Here is a 19,369-nt window from a genome sequence, read left to right as displayed (position 1 = left end):
TCAGGAAACGGTCTCGCTGGCGGCCCTGGCGGGCGTCTATGAGGCTGGGCGCGAAGAGGAGCGCCTGTCGGGGCGGCGCTTGCCGCCGCCGGCGGGGCGGGCGCGGTCGAGCGCGACCGAAAGATCGTCGATCATGGTGGTGAAGGCGGCGCCGACGGTCTCGGGCCGGGCGACGATCACGAGGTCGCAGGGGCGGCCGGCCTGCTTCGTCAGGGCGAGCGCGGCCGCGGCGCGCAGGCGGCGGCGGATGCGGTTGCGTACCACGGCGTTGCCGGTCTTGCGCGAGGCCGTCAGGCCGAGGCGCAGGCCCTCCTGCTCCGGCTTGTCGAGCACCTGCACGGTGAAGGCGGACGAACGAAAACGGCGGCCGTGCTCGGCCGCCGCGAGAAAGTCCTTGCGTTGCGTCAGACGGGCGAGGCGCATGGCGGTTGGCCAGTCTTCCGGAACGGGCGCGCAGCGATCGCGCGCCTTGAGCTCATCAGGCCGACAGGCGCTTGCGGCCGTGGGCGCGACGGGCGGCGATGACCTTGCGGCCACCCTTGGTCGCCATGCGGGCGCGGTAGCCATGGCGGCGCTTACGCACCAGCTTGCTGGGTTGATAGGTTCTCTTCACGGTCCGTCTCCGGGGCCTTGATCGGCAGGGCGAGCGCAGCTTTCGCGGGAAAGCCGATGCCAGCCAGGCCTGTCGTGCAAAAAGGGTCCGCGCCGCCCGGTAGGCAGCGCAGGTCGCGGGCTTATGGCGGATGGGGGAGGTGAAGTCAATGCCGAAACGCCTGCGCCGCGCCGTCGCGGCGCCGGCGTTCGCGGCGGGCTTGCACTCCCGGGCCAAAGCGCCGATATAGCCGGCGGGAGGTTGGCGAGGGACGTCTCACTCGCCAACCCGGTCAGGTCCGGAAGGAAGCAGCCGTAACGAGACCGAACGGGTCTTCGTCCAGCCTCCCACCTTCGCGCAAGCCGAAGCTCTCCGCGCGAATGCGCGTGCCTTCTCTCACATTGCTGACGCGTTCGCGCGCCCTGCGGCAGATGCGGCGTTGACCGCCGCGCCGCGATTGGCGAAAGCAGGGACATGACCGACGAGATCGTCCCCGCCGACGAGCCGGGCTTCCCCGGCATGTCCCTGGCGCCCGCCCCGGCGGCGGCACCTGCCGGCTATCGCGTGCTGGCGCGCAAATACCGGCCGGCGCATTTCGGCGACCTGATCGGCCAGGACGCCATGGTCCGGACGCTGACCAACGCCTTCGCCGCCGGCCGCATCCCGCAGGCCTGGATGCTGACCGGCGTCCGCGGCGTCGGCAAGACCACGACGGCGCGCATCCTGGCCCGGGCGCTGAACTACCAGAACGCCGACGGCAGCGGCGCGCCGACCACGGACCTGACGAATTTCGGCGTGCACTGCCAGGCGATCGTCGAGGGCCGGCACATCGACGTGATGGAGATCGACGCCGCCTCGAACAACGGCGTCGACAATGTCCGCCAGATCAATGACGCGGTGCGCTACGCCCCGGTCTCGGCCCGCTACAAGGTCTACATCATCGACGAGGTTCACATGCTCTCGGGAGGCGCCTTCAACGCCTTCCTGAAGACGCTGGAGGAGCCGCCGCCGCACGCCAAGTTCATCTTCGCCACCACCGAGATCCGCAAGGTGCCGGTGACGGTGCTCTCGCGCTGCCAGCGCTTCGACCTGCGCCGCGTCGACGCGGCGCTGCTGGTCGGCCATCTCGACCGGATCTGCCGGGCGGAAGGGATCGAGGCCGAGGAGGAGGCGCTCGCCGCCGTGGCCCGCGCCGCCGAGGGCTCGGTCCGCGATTCGCTCTCGATCCTCGACCAGGCGATCGCCCATGCCGGCGGCAGGATCACGCTGGAAGAGGTCCGCAGCATGCTCGGCCTCTCCGACCGGGCGCGCGTCATCGACCTGTTCGAGCTCGTCATGAAGGGCGACATCGCCGGCGCGCTGACGGAGCTCAGGGCGCAATACGATGCCGGCGCCGACCCGGCGGTGGTGCTCGCCGACCTCGCCGAGTTCAGCCATCTGGTGACGCGGCTCAAGCTGGTGCCGGACGCCGCCAGGGACACCAGCCTCTCCCAGGCCGAACGGGTGCGCGGCGCCGATTTCGCCCAGCGCCTGTCGATCCGCGTTCTGGCCCGCGCCTGGCAGATGCTGCTGAAGGCGATCGGTGAAGTCCGCCAGGCCGACCGGCCGGTGATGGCGGCCGAGATGGCGCTGGTCCGTCTCGCCCACGCCGCCGACCTGCCGACGCCCGACGAGGCGCTCAGGATGCTGCGCGACGGCGGCGGGGCCGTCGGCGGGAACGGCTCGGCCGCGCCGCGCCCGCCCTCCGGCGGGGGCGCGACGGCGCTCGCGGCCCGCCCCGTGCTCGCCAGCGCCAACCCGATGCCCGCCGCGGCGCCGGCCGCACAGCCGCGTGCCGGCGCCCTGCCGCAGCCGCAGAGCTTCGAGGAGGTCGTCGCGCTCGCCTCGCGTCATCGCGACATCACCATGAAGCTGGCGCTGGAGCGCGACGTCCGGCTGGTGCGCTTCGAGCAGGGCCGGATCGAGTTCGCGCTGGCGGCGAACGGCAACCGTCTTCTCGCCAACGACCTGTCGAAGCGGCTGAAGGAATGGACCGGCCAGACCTGGCTGGTGGCGGTCGTCAACGCCGAGGGCGCGGCGACCCTGCGCGAGCAGGCGGCGGCGGCGCGCGACAAGCGCGAGAACGACGCCGCCAATCACCCCGCCGTGCGCGCCGTGCTGGAGCGCTTCCCTGGCGCGCGCATCGTCGACGTGCGCGACCCGCGGGCGCAGGAGAGCGACATGCCGGCCTCCGCCGCGGGCGGCGACGGGGATCTGCCCGAGTTCGAGCCGCTCTTCGACGACAGCGAGCCCGATTTCGACGGCGTCGAGTTCTGGACGGACAACTGACCGCAAAGGAGCGCCGCAATGCGCGACATGATGGGCCTGATGAAACAGGCGCAGGAGATGCAGAAGAAGATGGCCGACATGCAGGCCCAGCTCGATGCGCTCGAATTCGAGGGCTCGGCCGGCGGCGGCCTGGTCAAGGTGGTCATGACCGCCAAGAACGTGCTGAAATCGGTGAAGATCGATCCGAGCCTGATGGTGCAGGGCGAGGAGGAGATCCTCGAGGATCTCGTCATCTCCGCCAGCAACGACGCCCGCACCAAGGCCGAGCGCGCCGTGCAGGAGAGGATGGCCGAGGTCACCCGCGGCCTGCCGATCCCGCCCGGCATGCCCAAGCTGTTCTGACCGCATTGCCACGCGCATCGTCATTCCGGACAAGCCGCGTCAGCGGCGCAGCTCCGGGATCCATCGAAGGGCACCAGAGCCCTACGATGGATTCCGGCGCTCCGCTTCGCTGCGGCCGGAATGACGGTGGACGCATCTTCGTCTAAGAGACATGTCCCGCACCATCGCCGGCCCCGAGATCGAGCGCCTGATCCAGCTCCTGGCCAAGCTGCCGGGCCTGGGCCCCCGCTCGGCGAGGCGCGCCGCGCTGCATCTCGTCAAGAAGCGCGAGCAATTGCTCGGCCCGCTGGCGGAGGCGATGGCGGTCGCGCGCGAGCGCATCGTCGTCTGCTCGACCTGCGGCAATGTCGACACCAGCGACCCGTGCGGGCTCTGCCGCGACCCACGCCGCGACGACGGCCTGATCGTCGTCGTCGCGGACATCGCCGATCTCTGGGCGCTGGAGCGCTCCGGCGCGGTCGGCGGGCGCTATCACGTGCTCGGCGGCGTGCTCTCGGCGCTCGACGGCATCAGGCCCGAGAACCTGTCGCTCGACGCGCTGGTGGCGCGCGCCGCCGATCCGGCCGTGAAAGAGGTGATCCTCGCGCTCAACGCCACGGTCGAGGGCCAGACCACGGCGCATTTCATCACCGACCTGCTGGCGCATCTGCCGGTCAAGGTGACCAAGCTCGCCCATGGCGTGCCGGTCGGCGGCGAGCTCGACTATCTCGACGACGGCACGCTGGCGGCGGCGATCCGCCAGCGCACCGGATTCTGAGCCGTTCAATCGTTCCAGAACGGCCCGCTCTTGCAGCGATAGCCGACGAAGCATTGCGGCGTGTCCCGGGCCGGGACCCAGGCCGGATCGGCATATTCGTCGAACTGGCAGAAGGAGCGGTCGCGCACGAAGCGGTCATAGGTGTAGCCGCCGGTGCCGAGCACGATCGCGCCATTGGCGAGGACGCTCTGGCGGTTGGCGGCGCAGCTGCGCTCCGGAGTCTGCGGGCGTCCCTGGGCCAGCGCCGTGCCGGCGAGGCCGAAAGCGAGAAGGGTGATCAGGATCCGGGTCATCTTTGGCCTCCGCTGCGTGCGCCGGAAGGCATTGTAACATGCCCGGGTCGTCGGCGTTCCGCTTTGCCTTGACGGCGCCGCACGCTTCCGCCATCGCTCACCCTGTCATGCCCGGGCCCGCTCCGGCGCATCCACGTCCTTCCTTTCATCCACGCCGCAGGTCGTGGATGGTCGGCGCGAGGCCGACCATGACGAGAGAGTGAGCCATGCCGATTCCGACCGATCTCGCCGCCACCATCGACGCCGCCTGGGAGAACCGGGCCGAGATCGGCATCGGCACGAAGGGTGCCGTGCGCGAGGCGGTCGAGCAGGCGATCGAGCTGCTCGATTCCGGCGAGGCCCGCGTCGCAGAGAAGATCGGCGGCGAATGGGTCACGAATCAATGGCTCAAGAAGGCGGTGCTGCTCTCCTTCCGGCTCGCCGACAACGAGGTCATGGCGCACGGCCCCGGCGAGGGCGTGTTCTGGGACAAGGTGCCCTCGAAGTTCGCCGGCTGGGGCGAGAACCGCTTCCGCGCCGCCGGCTTCCGCGTCGTGCCGCCGGCGGCCGCGCGCAGGGGCTCCTACCTCGCGCCGAACGTCATCCTGATGCCGTCCTTCGTCAACATCGGCGCCTATGTCGACGCCGGCACCATGGTCGATACCTGGGCGACGGTCGGCTCCTGTGCCCAGATCGGCAAGAACGTGCATCTGTCGGGCGGCGTCGGCATCGGCGGCGTGCTCGAGCCGCTGCAGGCCAATCCGACCATCATCGAGGACAATTGCTTCATCGGCGCCCGTTCGGAGGTGGTCGAGGGCGTGGTCGTCGGCGAGGGCTCGGTGCTCGCCATGGGCGTCTTCATCTCGGCGACGACCAAGATCGTCGACCGCGCCACCGGCCAGGTCCATATCGGCAGGGTGCCGCCCTATTCCGTCGTCGTCGCCGGCTCTCTGCCGGGCAAGCCGCTGCCCGACGGCACGCCCGGTCCCTCGCTCTACTGCGCCGTGATCGTCAAGACGGTCGACGCCCAGACCCGCGCCAAGACCGGCATCAACGACTTGCTGCGTGACTGAGAGCGACGGAGGCGGAGCCCTTGAAGAGCCTTCTGAGCGCCGCAGCCCTCTCGATCGTCACCCTCTCCACGCAGCAGGCGCGGGCGGAGCCGGTCAGCCTGACGCTGAAGCTCGTCGACGAGGCCGGAAAGCCGCTGGCGGGCCAGCCGCTGCGGGTCGCGATCGGCTCGGAGGCCGAGGCCAGCGCTCCGGGAGCCGGCCAGCGCCTGTCGACCGACGCCGCCGGCGTCGTGCGCCTGACGGCCGAGGCGACGATCGACCGCCGCAGTGTCTCGTCGACGAGCATCTTCACGCGCCATCCGGCCGAGCATCTCGTCGTCGGGGTCGAGCTCGAGCTGCTCGGCCGGCGCGCGCTCTATCGCGTCAGGCTCGACCAGACCAAGGCCGGCACGGTCGGCCAGATCAACGCCTTCCTGCCGGGGGCCGGCGGGCGCTTCGACCAGCCGCTGACCTTCCATGCCGACACGCAGAGCTGGAGCCTGCCTGACGATCCGGCCGGGGCGCGCCTCACCGGGATCGGCGCGGAGCTGAAGGCGCACAGCATGGAAGGCTCCAGCGAGAGCGGACGCACGATCGCGCTCACCATCGCCAAGCAGGGCTTCAGGCGACGATAGAGCGCGAGGGCACCGTCCGGTCCGCCCGCCGATGCGGGCTCAGGCGCCGGGGATCGGATTCGGCGAGGGCTCGGTCGGCGAGGCCGGTGGCAGTTCCTGCCGCTGCGCCGCCGGCGAGGCGGCGAGCGCGTCGCGCAGCCTCTGCTCCTGGGAATGGTCGAGCGAGGTCTTGAGCACCACGCCACCGGTGCCCTTCAGCGCCTCGAGCACCTTGTCGCCCGTCATCTTCTGGATCAGCACGAAGAGCGCGGCATTGCCCGGCTGCAGATTGGCGGCGAGCTCCTTCATGAAGCCGTCATTGACGCCGTAGTCGGTGAGGGCCCCGCCGAGCGCGCCGGAGGCGGCGCCGATCGCCGCGCCGAAGACCGGCATCAGGAAGATCGCACCGATCAGCAGGCCCCAGAAGCCGCCCGAGGCGGCGCCCAGCGCGGTGGTGTTGAGCAGCTGGTTGAGCTTGATCTTGCCGCCCTCGTGCATGACCGCGATCGCGGCATCGCTGATCTGGATCAGGTATTCCTTCTGCAGGCCGATGATCCTCTGCCGCATTTCCTCGGCCTTGGCCTCGGTCGGATAGACGATGACGACGAGATCGGACATGGCGCACTCCTCTGACGCGACGGCTCAGCCTGCCGGCGCTCTGTGACGGGCCTGCGGCAAACGCGCGGCGAACCCCCACGTTCCGTCATTCCCCGGCCACCTCCTTCGCGGCGGCGATGGCCGAGCCGCGCAAGGGTAGCTCGGTCATGCGTAGCAGGAAGAGCAGCGCCAGGGCGAAGCCCGCGAAGCTTGCGGCGAACACGTAGCGGAACAGCCCGACCATGGTGGCGCGGTCGACCGCTCCGGCCTTCAGCGTCTCGGCCGAGAGCCCGACGCCGCTCGCGCCGAGACCGCCGAGCACGATCGCCCCGAAGATGGCGACGATCAGCGCCCCGCCGATCTGCCGGAAGAAGTTCGCCGTGCCGGTGGCGGTGCCGAGCTGGTGCGGAGCGACGGCGTTCTGGATCGAGACCGTCGCGACCGGCAGCAGCGTGCCGAAGCAGATGCTGATCAGCCCGAGCAGCAGCGCGAAGGGGAGGAGCGGCAGTCGTCCGGCCATGACGATCAGGATGGCGGTGCCGAGAAGCGCCAGGCTCAGCCCGACCACCGGCACCCGCTTGTAGTGGTCGAGCCGGGTCATCGCCCGGCCCGACGCCGTGGCGCCGAGGACGGTGCCGCAGGTGAGCGGAATCAGGCCGAGACCGGAATTGGCGGCGGAGAGGCCGACCACGGTCTCGAAATAGAGCGGCAGATAGATGGTGAGCCCGATGAAGGTGCCCATGCCGAAGCCGGCGGCGATGGTGCCGTCGCGGACCACCGGATTGGCGAGGATGGCGAGCGGGATCAAGGGCTCTGCGGCGCTCCGCAGCCGCCAGGCGAAGGCGAGCCAGAGCAGCGCCGAGCCGGCGACGAGCGACAGGATCGGCCCCGACGCCCAGGCGTAGTGGGTGCCGCCCCAGGACAGCGCCAGCAGCAGGGTCATCGTCGCACCGGTCATCAGCAGCGCGCCGAGCACGTCGAGCCTGTGCGGCCGCTCGTGCCGCGGCAGGCGCCGCAGGGCCCGGTCGGTCATCCAATAGGCGCCGAGCCCGAGCGGCAGGTTGATCCAGAAGATCACCGACCAGTGCAGCGCTTCGGCGATCACGCCGCCCAGCACCGGGCCGAGCAGCGAGGAGCTGAAGAAGACGCTGGCGATGTAGACCTGATATCTGCCGCGTTCCCGCGGCGGGACCATGTCGGCGATGATGGTCTGCGCCATGGCGATCAGTCCGCCGCCGCCGAGCCCCTGCACGAAGCGCGCGACGATCAGCAGCCAGAGCGAGGGCGCGAGCGCGCAGGCGAGCGAGCCGAGCACGAAGATCGCGATGCCGCCGAGCAGGGTGACGCGGCGGCCGTGGATGTCGGCGAACTTGCCGTAGAGCGGCGTCACCGCGGTCGAGGCGAGCAGATAGGAGGTCACCACCCAGGGCAGATGTGCGACGTCGCCGAGCTCGCGGCCGATCGTCGGCATCGCGGTCGCGACGATGGTCTGGTCCAGGGCCGCCAGGAACATGGCGAGCATGATCCCGATCAGGATCGACCGAATATCGGCGTGGGACAGCGCGGCCTGCGTCGGCGGCGTCTCGACCCGCTTGTCCATCGGCAGATGCCCTGTTCTGTGCATGGGGAATGCCGGAGGATAGGCCGCCGTCGCCGCCATGCGCCAGAGTCGGGGATGCAGGGCCGCTGCGAAGTGAGCGCAGCCCGGCGCCGGCCGATCTTGGGCGCATCTTCAGGTTCGACCGATTCCGGTCGAACGCAAAGCGCGCTAGCATGAGGCTCTCTCGTCCGGGACCCTCAATGCGCGCCTCTCTCGTTCTGCCGCTGCTCCTCGCCTCGCTGCCGGCATTGGGCGATACGCGGCCTTCCTTGTGCCTGGCTGGCGAGGCGGCGGTGTTCTCCTGCGCGACCGGCGGCAAGATCGCCTCGCTCTGCGCATCCGCCGAGATCGGTCCGGGCCGGGGTAGCCTGACTTATCGCTTCGGCCGCAAGGGCGCGGTCGAGCTGACGCATCCGGCCGCACCCCTGCCGCCGGACCAGGCCTTCAGCGCCGCCGTCGTCGGCGATGCCGGTTCGGCGGGCGACATCCTTCGCTTCAGCCGCGGCGAGATCGGCTACACGCTCTATTCGATCATCGTGAAAGGGCGCGGCGAGCGCGAGGGCGTGCTCGTCACCCGCAACGGCACGCGCCTCGCCGACCTCCCATGCAAGGGCACCGCGCTCGGGAGCGACGGCTGGCAGCGAGTCTACCGCGCCCGGCTGCCGAAAGCGGAGCCGGCATGGCTGCCATGATTCGGCCCCTGGAGCCCGCTGCGGAGAAGATTGGAACGATCGCGCGATCACGCGGGGGCAGGCGCGGCTAACCTTCCGCCAGCGCCGCGGTCGGCGCGTCGAGCGTGAGCACGATGCCGCCGGGCGAAAAATCGATCTGCGCCGTACCGGCGAAATAGCCGCCCAGCACCTTTTCGATCATCTGCAGGCCGAAGCCGCGCCGCTGCGGCGGCGCCACCGGCGGCCCGCCGGATTCCTGCCAGCGGAACCGGAACATGCCCGCCTCGTTGCGCCAGGACACGTCGACATGCCCGCCGTTCCGCGAGAGTGCGCCGTACTTGACCGCATTGGTGCCGAGCTCGTGCAGGGCCAGCGCCATCGCCAGAGCGCATTTCGACGAGAGCGTGACCAGCGGTCCGCCGATCGAGATGCGCTGGCCGACGCGATGCGGCGCCAGCACGGCCTCGACCAGCCGGGTGAGGTCGGCGCCGTGGCGGCTCGCCGCCATCAGCACGTCCTGCGCCGCCGACAGCGCCTGCAGCCGGTCGGCGAGGCGCTGCTTTAAGGCCTCGAGCGGCTCGTCCGGGCCGCGCAGCGACTGGTTGACGATGCCCGAGACCATGGCGAGCAGGTTCTTGATGCGGTGATTGAGCTCGCCGGCGAGCAGCCGGTAGCGTTCCTGGACGGCGTGCAGTTCGGTGATGTCGCGCGAGACGCACAGGATCGCCTCCGGCCTGCCGTCGGGCGCGATGATCGGCGAGACCTGGACGTCCCAATAACGCGGATTGCCCGCGGCGGTCGCGATCACGCCCTGGAAACGGGCATTACCTCCGGCTCGGGCCGCGGCGAGCGCCGCCAGTGCCTCGGTCTTGCCGTCGCCCTCCCAGAGGTCGACCCAGGGCCGGCCGCGGACGACCTCGGAATCGGCGATCTCGAGGCCGCGCAGCCCGCCCTCGCTGATGAAGTCGATCCGGCCCGCGAGGTCGAGGACCTTGATGCAATCGTCCGAGGCCGCCAGCACGGCGCGCAGGAAACGGGCATCCTTGTCGAGCTGCGTCGGCACGTCGGGCCTTCCGGTCAGGGTGAAGACGATACAGTTCGACCGCTAGCGCAGCCTCTGTCAAACGCACATGTCTTTTGACAGTCCGGCTCGGGGTCTAGCCGCCGAACCGCGTGTGGTTGACGCTGCCGGCCGGCGCCGTCAGCTTGGCGCCACGTCACGAGGAGCCGGACATGGAGACCATCACCCCGCGCCAGCGCGAGATCGTGGCGCTGGCCCGGGCGCAGGGGCGCGTCAATGTCGAGGAGCTCGCGGCGCGTTACGAGGTCAGCGCCCAGACCATCCGCAAGGACCTGAACCAGCTCTGCGAGCAGCGCATCATGTCGCGCGTGCATGGCGGGGCGGTGGTGGCGTCGGGCGTCGAGAACCTCGCCTACGAGGCGCGCCGCTTCATCGCCCGCGACGAGAAGGCGGCGATCGGCCGGGCCGCGGCGGCTCTGATCCCGAACGACGCCTCGCTCTTCATCAACATCGGCACCACCACGGAGGAGGTGGCACGCGCGCTCACCGACCATCACGGCCTGCTCGTCATCACCAACAACCTGCATGTCGCGGCGCTGCTCTACCCGCATCAGAGCATCGAGGTCATCGTCGCCGGCGGCCCGGTGCGGCGCTCGGACGGCGGCGTGATCGGCGCCGCCGCGGTCGACCTGATCCGCCAGTTCAAGGTCGACTACGCCGTGATCGGCACCTCCGCCATCGACGAGGACGGGGCGCTGCTCGATTTCGACTATCGCGAGGTCAGGGTTTCGCAGGCGATCATCGAGAACGCCAGGCAATGCCTCCTCGTCGCCGACAGCACCAAGTTCGAACGCTCCGCCCCGGTGCGCATCGGCCATCTGCGCGACGTCGATCTCTTCGTCACCGACCGGCTCGGCCCGCCGCCGCTGCGCGAGCTCTGCCGCAGCGAGGGAATCGCTGTCGTCGAAACCGGATCGGCGGCTGATGCTGCAATGCGAAATGAAAGCGAAAGCTAGGATTTTCGTTTTGGCTTTCGTTTTGCCGTTGCGCGCAATAAAAACACGCTCTACCGTTTGCTGAAGTGGCGCTCGCAGGAGTGCCTGCGGGAGGATCGCGTGACGGCTCCGGTGTTCGACATCGCCATCATCGGCGGCGGCGTGAACGGCTGCGGCATCGCGCGCGACGCGGCGGGGCGCGGCGCCTCGGTCGTGCTGTTCGAGCAGGGTGACCTGGCCAGCGCGACCTCCTCGGCCTCGACCAAGCTGATCCATGGCGGCCTGCGCTATCTCGAATATTACGAATTCCGGCTGGTGCGCGAGGCGCTGACCGAGCGCGAGGTGATGTGGCGCGCTGCGCCGCACATCATCCGGCCGCTGCGTTTCGTGCTGCCGCATCATGCCGGCCTCAGGCCCTGGTGGATGCTTCGGCTCGGCCTGTTCCTCTACGATCATCTCGGCGGGCGCCGCCTCCTGCCGCCGACGCGCTCGCTCGACCTCAGGCGCGACGGCGCCGGCGAGCCGCTGCAGCCGCGCTTCGGCCGCGCCTTCGAATATTCCGACTGCTGGGTCGAGGATGCCCGCCTCGTCGTGCTCAACGCCCGCGACGCGGCCGAGCGCGGCGCCTCGATCCTGCCGCGGACCAAGGTCGTCGGCGCGCGCCGCCAGGGCGACCTCTGGCTGGTGTCGACGGAAGCTGCGGACGGCACCCGGGCCGAGACCAGCGCGCGCGTGCTCGTCAACGCCGCCGGTCCCTGGGTCGCGGACGTGCTGAACGGCATCGTCGCCAGCAACCGCCCGGCCTCGGTGCGGCTGGTCCAGGGCAGCCACATCGTCGTGCCGCGCCTGTTCGAGCACGAGCGCTGCTACATCTTCCAGAACGCCGACGGCCGCATCATCTTCGCCATCCCCTATGAGGGCGACCTGACCCTGATCGGCACCACCGACAAGGACTATCACGGCGACCCGGCCGAGGTCGCCGCCGGCGAGGACGAGATCGCCTATCTCTGCGCCGCCGCGAGCGAGTATTTCCGCAAGCCGGTCCGGCGCGAGGACGTGGTCTGGACCTATTCCGGCGTCCGCCCGCTCTATGACGACGGTGCCAGCAAGGCGCAGGAAGCGACGCGCGACTATGTGCTGACGCTGGACGAGCCGGCCGGCGCGGCGCCGCTGCTCTCGGTCTTCGGCGGCAAGATCACCACTGCGCGCCGGCTGGCGGAAGCGGCCGTCGAGAAGCTCGCCGCGGCCGTTCCGGCCCTGCGCGCCCCGTCCTGGACCGCCGCGGCGCATCTGCCGGGCGGCGATTTTCCGGTCGAGGGCTTCGAAGGACTGGTCGAGCGCATCTCTGCCCCCCGTCCCTGGCTCGACCGCAAGCTCGCGCGCCGGCTCGCCCGCGCCTACGGCACCCGCGCCGACGCCCTGCTCGAAGGCGCCAGGGCGATGGCCGATCTCGGCCGCGTCTTCGGCGCCGACCTCACCGAGCGTGAGGTCGCCTGGCTGATGAGCCAGGAATGGGCCGTCAGCGCCGAGGACGTCCTCTACCGGCGCAGCAAGCTCGGCCTGCGCTTCTCGCCCGAGCAGCGCCGGGCGCTCGGCGACTACATGGCGGCGAAGGCTTCGCCACCCGCCTCCGCCAGGATGGAGGCGCGCGGATGAGCCTGACGCTCGACAGCATCGGCCTGACGCGCGGCGCGCAGATCCTGCTCGCCGACATCTCGCTGACGCTGGAGAGAGGCTCGCTCAACGTGCTGCTCGGCGCGACGCTCGCCGGCAAGACCTCGCTGATGCGGCTGATGGCCGGCCTCGACGCGCCCAGTAGTGGCAAGGTCCTGATCGAAGGCCGCGACGTCACCGGGCTGCCGGTGCAGAAGCGCAACGTCGCGATGGTCTATCAGCAGTTCATCAACTACCCGGCGCTCTCGGTTTACGAGAACATCGCCTCGCCCCTGCGGGTCGCCGGCCTGCCGGCGGGCGAGATCGCGGCGAGGGTGAAGAGCGCTGCGGCGCTGCTGCGGCTCGAGCCCTATCTCCAGCGCAAGCCGCTCGAGCTCTCCGGCGGCCAGCAGCAGCGCACGGCAATCGCCCGCGCGCTGGTGAAGCGCGCCGAACTCGTCCTGCTCGACGAGCCGCTCGCCAATCTCGACTACAAGCTGCGCGAGGAGCTGCGCGAGGAGTTGCCGCGCATCTTCGCCGAATCGGGAGCGATCTTCGTCTACGCCACCACCGAGCCGAGCGAGGCGCTGCTGCTCGGCGGCAATACCGCGACGCTGTTCCAGGGACGCGTTACGCAGTTCGGCCGGACGGCTCAGGTCTATCGCCAGCCTGATGACCTCGTCACCGCGCAGGTCTTCTCCGACCCGCCGCTCAACACGCTCTCCGGCGTCAAGCAGGGCGGCGAGGTCAGGCTCTCGACCGGCGCGAGCGTCTCCGCCGCCGGAGCCTTCGCCGATGTGCCGGACGGCGCCTACACGATCGGCTTCCGCGCCCATCACCTCGCGCTGGATGCGCTGCCCGCTCCGGCGATCGCATTGCAGGCGAACGTCTCCGTTTCCGAGATCACGGGCTCGGAATCCTATGTCCATCTCGATGTCGGCAGCCATCGCCTCGTCGCGCTGGTGCCGGGCGTGCGGCGCCTGGAGCCGAATGCCGCTGTCACGGCCTGGCTCGATCCCGCCCGCATCTTCCTGTTCGACGCTGCCGGAAGGCTGGCGGCGGCCGCTCCGGCAAAGGCGGCGTGACATGGCGAGGATCACGCTCGACAGGCTGGCGCATTCCTACAAGCCCGATCCGCAGGGGCCGCAGGACTACGCCCTGCGCGAGATCGACCATGTCTGGCGCCAGGGCGGCGCCTATGCGCTGCTCGGCCCCTCCGGCTGCGGCAAGACCACGCTGCTCAACATCATCTCGGGCCTCGTCGTGCCGACGGCCGGGCGCATCCTGTTCGACGACAGGGACGTGACGCAAGCGCCGACCGAGGCGCGCAACATCGCCCAGGTCTTCCAGTTCCCGGTCGTCTACGACACGATGACGGTGCGCGAGAACCTCGCCTTCCCGCTGCGGAATCGCGGCGTCGCGCGGGCGCAGATCGAGGCCCGGGTGGCCGAGATCGCCGGCCTGCTCGATCTGACCGCGGCGCTCGACCGCAAGGCGAGCCGGCTCGGGGCCGACGCCAAGCAGAAGATCTCGCTCGGGCGCGGCCTGGTCCGGCCCGATGTCGCGGCGATCCTGTTCGACGAGCCGCTGACCGTCATCGACCCGCATCTGAAATGGCAGTTGCGCTCGATGCTGAAGGAGCTGCACCGCAAGCTCGACCTCACCATGATCTATGTCACCCATGACCAGACGGAGGCACTGACCTTCGCCGACACCGTGGTGGTGATGCATGATGGCGGCGTGGTGCAGACCGGCACGCCGGAGGAATTGTTCCAGCACCCGGCCCACACCTTCGTCGGCCATTTCATCGGCTCGCCCGGCATGAACGTGCTGCCCTGCAAGGTCGAGGGCGCGCAAGCGAGCCTCGCAGGGCAGGAGATCGCGCTGGCCCGGCACTATCCGGCGCTCGCCGGCAAGGTCGAGCTCGGCATCCGGCCGGAATATGCGACGCTCGCCCCGCGCGGCGCCGGGCTGCCGGTCAGGATCGCCCGCATCGACGATATCGGCCGCGCCCGCATCGCACGCGTCGAGCTCGATGGCCTGAAGCTCGCCGCGAGCGTGCCGGAAGGCGCGAGCTTCGACGGCGACGAGGCCGCGCTGTCGCTGCAGACCGGCCAAATCCACATCTACAGCGACGGCCATCTGGTGAAGGGCGAAGCGCTGCCGGGGGGCCAGCCATGAAGCCGGTCGACCAGAAGGCCTGGTTCCTCGTCCTGCCGGTGCTGCTGATCGTCGCCTTCTCGGCGGTGATCCCGCTGATGACGGTGGTGAACTATTCCGTCCAGGATTCCTTCGGCAACAACCAGTTCTTCTGGAACGGCGTCGGCTGGTTCGCCGAACTGCTCGATCCGAAGAGCGATCTCGGCTCGCGCTTCTACGACTCGCTCTGGCGCAATCTCGCCTTCTCCGCGATCATCCTGGCCATCGAGATTCCGCTCGGCATCCTCGTCGCGCTGTCGATGCCGCGCCAGGGCTGGCAGGTCTCGGCGACGCTGGTGCTGATGGCGCTGCCGCTGCTGATCCCGTGGAACGTGGTCGGCACGATCTGGCAGATCTTCGCGCGCGGCGACATCGGCCTGTTCGGCGCAGCGGTGAACGCGCTCGGCATCGACTACAACTATGTCGCCAACCCGGTGGCGGCCTGGATCACCATCATCGTGATGGATGTCTGGCACTGGACCTCGCTGGTCGCGCTGCTCTGCTATGCCGGCCTGAAGTCGATCCCCGCCGCCTATTATCAGGCGGCGCGCATCGACGGCGCCTCGCGCTGGGCCGTGTTCCGCACCATCCAGCTGCCGAAGATGAGCCGCGTGCTTCTGATCGCCGTGCTGCTGCGCTTCATGGATTCGTTCATGATCTACACCGAGCCCTTCGTCGTCACCGGCGGCGGCCCCGGCAACTCGACCACCTTCCTGTCGATCGAACTGGTCAAGCTGGCGCTCGGCCAGTTCGACCTCGGCAAGGCGGCAGCGCTCTCGATCGTCTACAACCTGATCATCCTCGCCGTGTGCTGGGTGTTCTACACGGTGATGACCGCCGCCGATGCGCGGGCCGACATCGACGCGGGGAGGGGCTGATGCGCGGCGGCCGGCTGATCCTCGCCCTCTATCTCGTCGCGCTGATGTTGCCGATCTACTGGCTCGTCAACATGAGCTTCAAGACCAATACCGAGATCACCGGGGCGCTGACGCTCTGGCCGCATCGCTTCACGCTCGACAACTACGTCAAGATCTTCACCGATCCGAGCTGGTATTCCGGCTATATCAACTCGCTGCAATACGTCGCCCTGAACACCCTGCTCTCGCTCGCCTTCGCCCTGCCGGCGGCCTATGCCTTCTCGCGCTACCGCTTCCTCGGCGACAAGCACCTCTTCTTCTGGCTGCTCTCGAACCGGATGGCGCCGCCGGCGGTGTTCGCGCTGCCCTTCTTCAACCTCTATTCGGCGATCGGCCTGTTCGACACGCCGCTCGCGGTGGCGCTCGCCCACTGCCTGTTCAACGTGCCGCTGGCGGTCTGGATCCTCGAGGGTTTCATGTCCGGCGTGCCGCGCGAGATCGACGAGACCGCCGCGATCGACGGCTATTCCTTCCCGCGCTTCTTCGTGAAGATCTTCATGCCGCTGATCGCGTCGGGCATCGGCGTCGCCGCCTTCTTCTGCTTCATGTTCTCCTGGGTCGAGCTCCTGCTGGCGCGCACGCTGACCAGCGTCAGCGCCAAGCCGATCGCGGCGACCATGACCCGCACCGTCTCGGCCGCCGGCATGGATTGGGGCGTCCTCGCCGCGGCCGGCGTGCTGACGCTGATCCCCGGCGCGCTCGTGATCTGGTTCGTCCGCAACTACATCGCCAAGGGCTTCGCCCTGGGGAGGGTGTGATGCCCGGTCGCCTTCGTGCCTTCGTCTTGGGTTTGCGCCGGGTCGCACTACTCGGCCTCGCCGTCTGCGGCCTCACGGGCGCCGCGGTCACCGGCCTCGTGGCCGCGCCTCAGCCCTTCTTTCCGCATCATCTGCAGCAGGGCGGCTTCGAGCTCTGGAGCGACCTGCCGTTCGATCCGGCCGACGGCCGGCGCCTGCTCGCCGATGTCGAGGACCGGCTCGCCCGTTCCGATCTCGGCCCGGCCGCCGGGCCCCGGCGCATCTTCATCGCCAACACGGCCTGGCGCGAGCGTCTGTTCTTCCTCTGGGCCTATGGCGCCGCGGGAGTGAACATCCTTCCGGCCACGCGCCACGCCTTCCTGCGCCGCGCCGACATTGCCGCCGACCGGCTGTTCGGGCATTCCGGCAAGGCCGCGGAGCCGCCCCGCACGCTGGCCTATTATGCGGCCCATGAGCTGGCCCACGGGCTGACCTGGGAGCGGACCGGGCTGCTCGCCTTCTTCACCATGCCGCGCTGGCTGCGCGAAGGCGTCGCCGACTACGTCGCGCTGGGCGAAGGGCAGGCCGTGCGGATCGCCGGCGAGCTCGCCGCCGACGATGCGCGCCTGTGGCCGGAGCGCTCGGGGCAGTATCTGCGCTTTCACCTGATCGTCGCCTGTGCCCGCGAGGCTGGCGGCGTGACGATCGATCGGTTGCTGGGCCTGCGTCTCGACGAAGGCGAGGCCGCTGCACGCTGGCTCGAGCCGGGCGGATCGCGAGCCCGCACCTGCCGGGCTCCGGCGGCGAAAGCCGACAGGAGGACGTGATGGAACTCGCCTGGATGGCCTGGACCTGGCAGACCGGCGTGTTCTTCGCCGGGATCGCCGGCCTGCTCCTGATCATGATCCTGCTCGCGGTCGTCCGGCCCGAGACCGAGCGCGTCGGCGTGCTCGGCATCGCCACCACCCGCGGCGACCGGCTCTTCATCTCGCTGCTCGGCAGCGCCTTCATTCACCTCGCCTGGCTCGGCATCGTCGGCCAGCCGCTCTGGTGGGCTTCCGGCCTCGCGCTCCTCTATGCCGCGGCGGTCTTCCGCTTCGTCTAGAGGGCCAGGCCCAACAACAAGAAACGACCGGCCCCGAAAGAAGGGGCGGCACCCCAAGGGAAACGTCGGAGGACAACGATGACGACGCTCAGCAGGACCCTTACCAGCCTTTCCGGCGCCAGCCTGTTCGCGCTGACGCTCGCCGCCGGGCCGGCCCTCGCCGGCATCGAGGAGGCGCGCAAATGGATCGACAGCGAGTTCCAGCCCTCGACGCTCTCCAAGGAGCAGCAGCTCAAGGAGATGGAATGGTTCATCAATGCGGCGAAGCCCTTCGCCGGCATGGAGATCAACATCGTCTCGGAGACGATCACCACGCATGAATACGAGGCCAAGACCCTGGCCAAGGCCTTCAGTGAGATCACCGGCATCAAGCTGACTCACGACCTGATCCAGGAAGGCGACGTGGTCGAGAAAATCCAGACGCAGATGCAGTCCGGCAAGAACATCTATGATGGCTGGATCAACGACTCCGACCTGATCGGCACGCATTTCCGCTACAAGCAGGCGACCAACCTCACCGACTGGATGGCGGGTCCCGGCAAGGACGTGACCAATCCTGGCCTCGACATCGACGACTTCATCGGCAAGTCCTTCGGCACCGGGCCGGACGGCAAGCTCTACCAGCTGCCGGTGCAGCAGTTCGCGAACCTCTACTGGTTCCGCTACGACTGGTTCCAGCGCGCCGACCTCAAGGAGAAGTTCAAGGCCAAATACGGCTACGAGCTCGGCGTTCCCGTGAACTGGTCGGCCTATGAGGACATCGCCGAGTTCTTCACCAACGACGTCAAGGAGATCGACGGCACCAAGGTCTACGGCCATATGGACTATGGCAAGAAGGACCCCTCGCTCGGCTGGCGCTTCACCGACGCTTGGCTCTCCATGGCCGGCAATGGCGACAAGGGCATTCCGAACGGCCTGCCGGTCGACGAATGGGGCATCCGCATGGAGGGCTGCCGCCCGGTCGGCTCCTCGGTCGAGCGCGGCGGCGACACCAACGGCCCGGCCGCGGTCTACTCGATCACCAAATATGTCGACTGGCTGAAGAAATACGCGCCGCCGCAGGCGCAGGGCATGACCTTCGGCGAATCCGGCCCGGTGCCGGCGCAGGGGTCCATCGCCCAGCAGATCTTCTGGTACACCGCCTTCACCGCCGACATGGTCAAGCCCGGCCTGCCGGTGATGAGCGCGGACGGCAAGCCGAAATGGCGCATGGCTCCCTCCCCGAAGGGCGCCTACTGGAAGGACGGCATGAAGCTCGGCTACCAGGACGCCGGCTCGGCGACGCTGCTGAACTCGACCCCGGTCGAGCGCCGCAAGGCGGCCTGGCTCTACCTGCAGTTCATCGTCTCCAAGACGGTCAGCCTGAAGAAGAGCCATGTCGGCCTGACCTTCATCCGCGAGAGCGACATCTGGGACAAGAGCTTCACCGAGCGCGCCCCGCAGCTCGGCGGGCTGATCGAGTTCTACCGCTCGCCGGCGCGCGTGCAGTGGACCCCGACCGGCAACAACGTGCCGGACTATCCGCGCCTCGCCCAGCTCTGGTGGCAGAACATCGGCGACGCCTCCTCCGGCGCCAAGACGCCCCAGGCGGCGATGGACGCGCTCGCGGCGGCGCAGGATTCGGTGATGGAGCGGCTGGAGCGCTCCGGCGTGCAGGGCGAGTGCGGGCCCAAGCTCAACCCGAAGACTTCGGCCGAGGAGTGGTTCGCCAAGGCCGAGAAGGCCGGGACGCTGGCGCCGCAGCGCAAGCTCGCGAACGAGAAGCCGAAGGGCGAGACGATCGACTACGACACGCTGATCAAGAGCTGGCCGGCGTCTCCTCCCAAGCGCGGCTGAGTCCCCCTCCTCCCGACTCGGCAGCGCGAAAGGGGCGCGGCAGCAATGCCGCGCCCCCGATTCCCGAGGATGGCTTCGATC

At 69.4% G+C, this 19,369-nt stretch carries 21 protein-coding genes and 1 other RNA gene; 16 read left to right on the top strand and 6 right to left on the bottom strand.

Annotated features, from left to right (window positions below):
* Window positions 1-36 precede the first annotated feature (36 nt).
* A complete protein-coding gene (rnpA, locus tag CS1GBM4_RS02075) occupies window positions 37-423 on the bottom strand; it encodes a ribonuclease P protein component (RefSeq protein WP_186417020.1) in 387 nt (128 codons plus the stop codon).
* A gap of 55 nt (window positions 424-478) precedes the next feature.
* The gene (rpmH, locus tag CS1GBM4_RS02070) at window positions 479-613 is read right to left on the bottom strand and encodes a 50S ribosomal protein L34 (protein ID WP_038364779.1); all 135 of its coding nucleotides are present in this window, start codon (window positions 611-613) and stop codon (window positions 479-481) included.
* A gap of 233 nt (window positions 614-846) precedes the next feature.
* On the opposite strand from rpmH, the gene ffs reads away from it, so the two are divergent.
* The 4 genes from ffs to recR all read left to right on the top strand — a co-directional run bounded on the left by ffs (window position 847) and on the right by recR (window position 4,019).
* Window positions 847-945: signal recognition particle sRNA small type (ffs, locus tag CS1GBM4_RS02065), an RNA gene on the top strand.
* A gap of 121 nt (window positions 946-1,066) precedes the next feature.
* The gene (locus tag CS1GBM4_RS02060) at window positions 1,067-2,920 is read left to right on the top strand and encodes a DNA polymerase III subunit gamma/tau (protein ID WP_186417019.1); all 1,854 of its coding nucleotides are present in this window, start codon (window positions 1,067-1,069) and stop codon (window positions 2,918-2,920) included.
* Window positions 2,921-2,938: 18 nt separating this feature from the next.
* Window positions 2,939-3,262 carry a YbaB/EbfC family nucleoid-associated protein gene (locus tag CS1GBM4_RS02055; protein WP_186417018.1) on the top strand — a complete coding sequence of 108 codons (324 nt, stop codon included), beginning with the start codon at window positions 2,939-2,941 and terminating at the stop codon, window positions 3,260-3,262.
* 151 nt (window positions 3,263-3,413) lie between these two features.
* The gene (gene recR, locus CS1GBM4_RS02050) at window positions 3,414-4,019 is read left to right on the top strand and encodes a recombination mediator RecR (RefSeq protein ID WP_186417017.1); all 606 of its coding nucleotides are present in this window, start codon (window positions 3,414-3,416) and stop codon (window positions 4,017-4,019) included.
* 5 nt (window positions 4,020-4,024) lie between these two features.
* Here recR and CS1GBM4_RS02045 read toward each other — a convergent pair whose 3' ends face one another.
* A complete protein-coding gene (locus tag CS1GBM4_RS02045; RefSeq protein WP_186417016.1) occupies window positions 4,025-4,312 on the bottom strand; it encodes a hypothetical protein in 288 nt (95 codons plus the stop codon).
* Window positions 4,313-4,518: 206 nt separating this feature from the next.
* Between CS1GBM4_RS02045 and dapD the strand changes: the two genes are divergently transcribed.
* Together dapD and CS1GBM4_RS02035 are read left to right on the top strand one after the other, a co-directional pair.
* Window positions 4,519-5,364 (top strand): 2,3,4,5-tetrahydropyridine-2,6-dicarboxylate N-succinyltransferase, encoded by an 846-nt coding sequence (dapD, locus tag CS1GBM4_RS02040; protein WP_186417015.1) that lies wholly within the window; start codon window positions 4,519-4,521, stop codon window positions 5,362-5,364.
* A gap of 20 nt (window positions 5,365-5,384) precedes the next feature.
* Window positions 5,385-5,978, top strand: a complete 594-nt coding sequence (locus tag CS1GBM4_RS02035; RefSeq protein WP_186417014.1) for a hypothetical protein — start codon at window positions 5,385-5,387, stop codon at window positions 5,976-5,978.
* 39 nt (window positions 5,979-6,017) lie between these two features.
* Here CS1GBM4_RS02035 and CS1GBM4_RS02030 read toward each other — a convergent pair whose 3' ends face one another.
* On the bottom strand, window positions 6,018-6,575 hold the full coding sequence (locus CS1GBM4_RS02030; protein WP_186417013.1) for a DUF1269 domain-containing protein: 558 nt from the start codon (window positions 6,573-6,575) through the stop codon (window positions 6,018-6,020).
* Window positions 6,576-6,660: 85 nt separating this feature from the next.
* Entirely contained in the window at window positions 6,661-8,178 is a 1,518-nt protein-coding gene (locus tag CS1GBM4_RS02025; protein WP_244607000.1) for an MDR family MFS transporter, read from the bottom strand.
* A 176-nt stretch (window positions 8,179-8,354) separates the two neighbouring features.
* Between CS1GBM4_RS02025 and CS1GBM4_RS02020 the strand changes: the two genes are divergently transcribed.
* The gene (locus CS1GBM4_RS02020; protein ID WP_186417012.1) at window positions 8,355-8,846 is read left to right on the top strand and encodes a hypothetical protein; all 492 of its coding nucleotides are present in this window, start codon (window positions 8,355-8,357) and stop codon (window positions 8,844-8,846) included.
* A gap of 67 nt (window positions 8,847-8,913) precedes the next feature.
* On the opposite strand, the gene CS1GBM4_RS02015 is transcribed toward CS1GBM4_RS02020, so the two are convergent.
* On the bottom strand, window positions 8,914-9,888 hold the full coding sequence (locus CS1GBM4_RS02015) for an HWE histidine kinase domain-containing protein (RefSeq protein ID WP_186417011.1): 975 nt from the start codon (window positions 9,886-9,888) through the stop codon (window positions 8,914-8,916).
* A 170-nt stretch (window positions 9,889-10,058) separates the two neighbouring features.
* On the opposite strand from CS1GBM4_RS02015, the gene CS1GBM4_RS02010 reads away from it, so the two are divergent.
* The 9 genes from CS1GBM4_RS02010 to CS1GBM4_RS01970 all read left to right on the top strand — a co-directional run bounded on the left by CS1GBM4_RS02010 (window position 10,059) and on the right by CS1GBM4_RS01970 (window position 19,288).
* Window positions 10,059-10,862, top strand: coding sequence for a DeoR/GlpR family DNA-binding transcription regulator (locus tag CS1GBM4_RS02010; RefSeq protein ID WP_186417010.1), 804 nt, complete (start codon window positions 10,059-10,061; stop codon window positions 10,860-10,862).
* A 99-nt stretch (window positions 10,863-10,961) separates the two neighbouring features.
* On the top strand, window positions 10,962-12,497 hold the full coding sequence (locus CS1GBM4_RS02005; RefSeq protein ID WP_186417009.1) for a glycerol-3-phosphate dehydrogenase: 1,536 nt from the start codon (window positions 10,962-10,964) through the stop codon (window positions 12,495-12,497).
* Window positions 12,494-13,579: an ABC transporter ATP-binding protein gene (locus CS1GBM4_RS02000; protein ID WP_186417008.1), complete on the top strand. Its 1,086-nt coding sequence runs from the start codon at window positions 12,494-12,496 to the stop codon at window positions 13,577-13,579. Before CS1GBM4_RS02005 ends, CS1GBM4_RS02000 begins: the two co-directional genes overlap by 4 nt.
* Window position 13,580: 1 nt before the next feature.
* A complete protein-coding gene (locus CS1GBM4_RS01995) occupies window positions 13,581-14,675 on the top strand; it encodes an ABC transporter ATP-binding protein (RefSeq protein WP_186417007.1) in 1,095 nt (364 codons plus the stop codon).
* A complete protein-coding gene (locus tag CS1GBM4_RS01990) occupies window positions 14,672-15,571 on the top strand; it encodes a sugar ABC transporter permease (protein ID WP_186417006.1) in 900 nt (299 codons plus the stop codon). The genes CS1GBM4_RS01995 and CS1GBM4_RS01990 overlap by 4 nt, the downstream gene beginning before the upstream one ends.
* A complete protein-coding gene (locus CS1GBM4_RS01985; RefSeq protein WP_186417005.1) occupies window positions 15,571-16,368 on the top strand; it encodes a carbohydrate ABC transporter permease in 798 nt (265 codons plus the stop codon). Before CS1GBM4_RS01990 ends, CS1GBM4_RS01985 begins: the two co-directional genes overlap by 1 nt.
* A complete protein-coding gene (locus CS1GBM4_RS01980) occupies window positions 16,368-17,174 on the top strand; it encodes a hypothetical protein (protein ID WP_186417004.1) in 807 nt (268 codons plus the stop codon). Before CS1GBM4_RS01985 ends, CS1GBM4_RS01980 begins: the two co-directional genes overlap by 1 nt.
* Complete coding sequence (locus tag CS1GBM4_RS01975; protein ID WP_186417003.1) at window positions 17,174-17,452, top strand: DUF2160 domain-containing protein; 279 nt, start codon at window positions 17,174-17,176, stop codon at window positions 17,450-17,452. Before CS1GBM4_RS01980 ends, CS1GBM4_RS01975 begins: the two co-directional genes overlap by 1 nt.
* A 78-nt stretch (window positions 17,453-17,530) precedes the next feature.
* Window positions 17,531-19,288, top strand: coding sequence for an ABC transporter substrate-binding protein (locus CS1GBM4_RS01970; RefSeq protein ID WP_186417002.1), 1,758 nt, complete (start codon window positions 17,531-17,533; stop codon window positions 19,286-19,288).
* Window positions 19,289-19,369: the final 81 nt, after the last annotated feature.

Source organism: Allobosea sp. CS1GBMeth4, assembly GCF_900185715.1.
In the GTDB taxonomy this organism is placed as follows: domain Bacteria; phylum Pseudomonadota; class Alphaproteobacteria; order Rhizobiales; family Beijerinckiaceae; genus Allobosea.
The sequence above is the reverse complement of the archived record's forward strand: the minus strand, read 5'-3'. Positions and strand labels throughout refer to the sequence as shown.

Bases quoted from the DNA above. Each gene is read 5' to 3' on its own strand.
- rnpA (WP_186417020.1), bottom strand. From the start codon at position 423: ATGCGCCTCGCCCGTCTGACGCAACGCAAGGACTTTCTCGCGGCGGCC.
- CS1GBM4_RS02060 (WP_186417019.1), top strand. From the start codon at position 1,067: ATGACCGACGAGATCGTCCCCGCCGACGAGCCGGGCTTCCCCGGCATG.
- CS1GBM4_RS02055 (WP_186417018.1), top strand. From the start codon at position 2,939: ATGCGCGACATGATGGGCCTGATGAAACAGGCGCAGGAGATGCAGAAG.
- recR (WP_186417017.1), top strand. From the start codon at position 3,414: ATGTCCCGCACCATCGCCGGCCCCGAGATCGAGCGCCTGATCCAGCTC.
- CS1GBM4_RS02045 (WP_186417016.1), bottom strand. From the start codon at position 4,312: ATGACCCGGATCCTGATCACCCTTCTCGCTTTCGGCCTCGCCGGCACG.
- dapD (WP_186417015.1), top strand. From the start codon at position 4,519: ATGCCGATTCCGACCGATCTCGCCGCCACCATCGACGCCGCCTGGGAG.
- CS1GBM4_RS02030 (WP_186417013.1), bottom strand. From the start codon at position 6,575: ATGTCCGATCTCGTCGTCATCGTCTATCCGACCGAGGCCAAGGCCGAG.
- CS1GBM4_RS02025 (WP_244607000.1), bottom strand. From the start codon at position 8,178: ATGCACAGAACAGGGCATCTGCCGATGGACAAGCGGGTCGAGACGCCG.
- CS1GBM4_RS02020 (WP_186417012.1), top strand. From the start codon at position 8,355: ATGCGCGCCTCTCTCGTTCTGCCGCTGCTCCTCGCCTCGCTGCCGGCA.
- CS1GBM4_RS02010 (WP_186417010.1), top strand. From the start codon at position 10,059: ATGGAGACCATCACCCCGCGCCAGCGCGAGATCGTGGCGCTGGCCCGG.
- CS1GBM4_RS02000 (WP_186417008.1), top strand. From the start codon at position 12,494: ATGAGCCTGACGCTCGACAGCATCGGCCTGACGCGCGGCGCGCAGATC.
- CS1GBM4_RS01995 (WP_186417007.1), top strand. From the start codon at position 13,581: ATGGCGAGGATCACGCTCGACAGGCTGGCGCATTCCTACAAGCCCGAT.
- CS1GBM4_RS01990 (WP_186417006.1), top strand. From the start codon at position 14,672: ATGAAGCCGGTCGACCAGAAGGCCTGGTTCCTCGTCCTGCCGGTGCTG.
- CS1GBM4_RS01985 (WP_186417005.1), top strand. From the start codon at position 15,571: ATGCGCGGCGGCCGGCTGATCCTCGCCCTCTATCTCGTCGCGCTGATG.
- CS1GBM4_RS01980 (WP_186417004.1), top strand. From the start codon at position 16,368: ATGCCCGGTCGCCTTCGTGCCTTCGTCTTGGGTTTGCGCCGGGTCGCA.
- CS1GBM4_RS01975 (WP_186417003.1), top strand. From the start codon at position 17,174: ATGGAACTCGCCTGGATGGCCTGGACCTGGCAGACCGGCGTGTTCTTC.
- CS1GBM4_RS01970 (WP_186417002.1), top strand. From the start codon at position 17,531: ATGACGACGCTCAGCAGGACCCTTACCAGCCTTTCCGGCGCCAGCCTG.